4 protein-coding genes and 1 pseudogene are annotated in these 3,415 nt (G+C 50.3%); 2 read left to right on the forward strand and 3 right to left on the reverse strand.

All coding sequences use genetic code 11. The features are described from left to right. The first annotated feature begins 99 nt into the window (after window positions 1-99). Window positions 100-765, forward strand: a complete 666-nt coding sequence (locus H4J77_RS19185; RefSeq protein ID WP_182250036.1) for a hypothetical protein — start codon at window positions 100-102, stop codon at window positions 763-765. A gap of 455 nt (window positions 766-1,220) precedes the next feature. After that, window positions 1,221-1,442, forward strand: coding sequence for a hypothetical protein (locus H4J77_RS19190; protein WP_123891462.1), 222 nt, complete (start codon window positions 1,221-1,223; stop codon window positions 1,440-1,442). 1,029 nt (window positions 1,443-2,471) lie between these two features. On the opposite strand, the gene H4J77_RS19195 is transcribed toward H4J77_RS19190, so the two are convergent. From H4J77_RS19195 to H4J77_RS20460, 3 genes and pseudogenes are all read right to left on the reverse strand, one after another. Next, window positions 2,472-2,606: a YHYH domain-containing protein gene (locus tag H4J77_RS19195; RefSeq protein WP_123891463.1), complete on the reverse strand. Its 135-nt coding sequence runs from the start codon at window positions 2,604-2,606 to the stop codon at window positions 2,472-2,474. 107 nt (window positions 2,607-2,713) lie between these two features. Then, a complete protein-coding gene (locus H4J77_RS19200) occupies window positions 2,714-2,977 on the reverse strand; it encodes a TraX family protein (protein WP_235869805.1) in 264 nt (87 codons plus the stop codon). Window positions 2,978-3,071: 94 nt separating this feature from the next. Beyond that, window positions 3,072-3,415 (reverse strand): annotated as a pseudogene (locus H4J77_RS20460) (hypothetical protein); the annotation flags it as partial.

Below are 3,415 nucleotides of genomic sequence, written 5' to 3' on the forward strand. Positions count from 1 at the left end.
TCGGCCAGCCACCTGTTTGACGGCTTCAATTTTGAATTCTTCGGTGTAGCGTGAGTTGCTCATTGGACCTCCTGGGTGCCTTGATTATAAGGCCTGGAGGTGTCTACGAAACTAGGGGCTATTCAGGGTGACCCTATCTCGACGCTTTGTGTACGTTATTACATTGATAAAACGAAAATAAAAGGATGGCTGGAAGCGGCGACGCAAATACAAAATCTAGTAACCAAGGCTGGGAATCGGCGACATTTTCCAAAGCGCATGAGCTCAACCGCTATCGGGATCCCACTAGCGCCCATAAGGCCTCAAGATAGGGCTACAGCGAAGGAAACTGACAGAGTGATCTCGCTTTTGCGAGACGCATTCGGGAAAGATAAGGGAGCGATTAGGTGGTGTATCGATTACTGGAAAAAAAACACCAGCCAAACGAAGCAGGGCATACGATTTACCTGCTTGGATGATGCAGGAAAATTCATCAATTCACTTGAGAAGGTCATACCTAAAAGGCGCTGGGAATTAAATATTTTGCTTGCGCCAAAGGCGCGCATCGAAGAACTGAATGTTTGGCATTCGCTCGGAATAAGCACTCATTTGCAAGAAGCTGCGCAAGGCAAGTCGATTCAGGCGTACCTGAGATTGCGGCATGTCAACGAGGATGAAATCGTTGGGAAAAGGAAAAATATAAAACAGTACTCCTCGCAGCTGCTTAACTATGTTTTTCACATGCTTGCGATAATGGTCGACGGAGATAGTATTGAAAAGCCCTAGCGCAGATTCAGGCTGAATTTCTGGCTTGGGCAGCTCAGTAGATGAGAGGAGCGTCCTTGGACGTAGCTTAGCCAGGCATCAAGAATGGCTGTCTGCCCTTACCTGTACTGTCTTAAAGCTTGAGGGGGGCATACCCGTTACAGATCGATTGGACAAATACTGGACGCAGTCGACGGACTGAACCACACACCGTCAGTCATGTGGGCGTGTGTTGGCTATACGCTTACGACCACTACATGGATTTCCTATTAGAGCAGTGGCATAGTTGAGCAACAGATAGGCTTTCGCTTAGACTTTTAGAGCTTGCTAAAAACACAAGCAGGCAACAATTCCCCAATGAAAAATTACAGTTTTGTAATTTTGCGCTCACCTTGCTGTCAGGTTTGAAGTCTTAAACTGTGAACAGTGAAAAGCCGCCATCCGATAGGCGAGCTTAACAAGAGCAGGGGATTAAAATGAACTTCTTAAAATCTATCGCGATCAGCAGCACCCTATTATTCTTTGTAGGTATGGCCAGTGCCGAAGAAGGTTTGGATAGGTCGAAGCGATTTCATGAAAACGCCCGTGAAAAACAAACTCGCTTATCTGAAGAGGAACACTCAGGTCATCAAAAGCAAGAAGCCGTCCAAGCAAGGCAAGATCAGCGTCAGGACGGTTTAGATCAGGCGGACAATTGAGACGCGGTAAAGATAAATCAATATTTATGCTTCAATCAAAAAAACCAGGCCACTATTACTCAAGTACAAATCACTCAGTATTTTGAGTGTAGTGGTTAAGTGATCCTGGACACTGAGTTAAGTTTTCCATAACACGAGCCCTGCGTTGAATTGTTGTGGTCGTTGCCAGTTGTATCGACGCATCGGAAATCGACCAATATCCTACCGGGCTAGCGATGCAGTCATGTAACACATCGCCAGTATACATTCCGTTTTCAAGCTTCGAAATAAACGCCCCATTGGGGCATTGCCGTGACAGTCCTCGCGCCGACTCATGGGTAATCCCCATCCATAGCGTTCGCTAGAAATAGAGGTTAAGTCCCTAGGGCCAGCTTTTGTTTGAGGGTAATGCCTCCGAGGACCATATTTGGGCGCTCGTGATTATATGTCCAGATTCAGTTCGATCTCTGACCTTGCACCGCAGCTATCGACTCAAATAAGTAATGCCCTAATCAGTCGTATTGCACTGTTAGGTTGCACCGCTCGACGTAGGCGTTTTGCAGCTGGATGTACTCCCGACGGATGTCATGTTTCAGTCCAGGCTACCAGCTTGTTGCTAATGTGCTCAGGGCAGTTGTCGCTGCGGATGGCGAGCGGTTTGCCACGCTACAAGATCATTTGATCCAAGGCGTGAACGACACGCTCTGTGGGCAGAGACAGATCAACGTCCATCGCCAGTGCTTTGCGGTTAAAGTCATCGATTAAATTGTGTATTCCAGCGTTTCTGACATCCAATTCCAACGATTGTGACCCACTTACGCTGGAGGTCCTGACCCATCCATTCCAATGATGGTGACCCACCGTGCTGACGATTCTGGCCCGCTCCGCAGATTCGTGCATAAAAAGTCCCGGACATGCCGGGGCGGAAACAGGGTCCTAGTTTTATGCCCAAACAAATGAAACCAGGATCTCAAACTCTTTATCAGGCTCTGTACATCTGTATCTGGGTACTACAGATGTGAGGGGCCGCCAGTCGCTACAGGCTATTGCTTAATGGCAGTGGTAATCGCCTGTTTTGTGGTTGCGGTGGCAACCTTTCGAGTCCGTACCATCGCTGTGGGCGAGGGCTGCCACGGAGGTTAGGGCGAGAACGGCGGCAATAAGAACAGCAGAAAACTTCTTCATGATGAGCTCCTTTTCAGCCTCTTGTTATATGTGACACGCGTCAGACTTGCACGGTATGACAAAAGGCCTGCATGGAGCAAGAAGACTTCTGAAGTGAGGCATCTGCATTAGCTGAGCGAGCGGATCAGATGCAGTGCTGCTAGATGGGCAGGGTAGAACCAATAACCCCAGGGTTTGACCGGCCAGCTCCTGAAACGGCCGGGGCGGCGCAGCAGCAATAGCCCAAGCAAGGGAGCGGTGAACGCTGTGAGCAGAATCAGCAAGGTATAGGGCTGGAACTCCCAGTCCGCGAGCCAGCGGTTGCGGCTGCTGGCCAGCAGGCAAAGTGCGGCAGGCAATAGCCACACAAGGCCGGGACGCTGAATAGCCAATCAGCCGCCTGCGGTCAGAGGTAGCGCAAATGATCCAAGAGCATGCTCAGCATCGCCAGCCATTTGATCAGATCCAGGTTGGCATCGCGCGCGCTCACCCGAGCCAGCCAAGCGTCACGACCGCCAGCAGCAAATAGCCGGCTGCTTTGGCCAGTGTCACTATCAACAGAAAACTCGAGAGTGTTTCGCGCATGACACCCGCCACTACGGTTAGTGGGTCACCAATGATCGGCACCCAGCTCAATAGCAGCGACCGAAGCGGTGATAAGCCTGCTAGGCCTTTTCGAGCTAGCCTTCGCTGACGGGAAACCTGCGTATTCCGGCGAACGTGACCGGTCATTCCGGTGATCGTGACCGATTTGCACACGGCCTTCACGCTGGAACGGGTTTTGTACTCTGAGCGGTCACGATGGGTCAATCGATACCGCGTTTTGAGCG

Origin of the sequence: Pseudomonas sp. 5Ae-yellow (assembly GCF_014077575.1) — a bacterium.
Classification (GTDB): Bacteria; Pseudomonadota; Gammaproteobacteria; order Pseudomonadales; family Pseudomonadaceae; genus Halopseudomonas; species Halopseudomonas neustonica.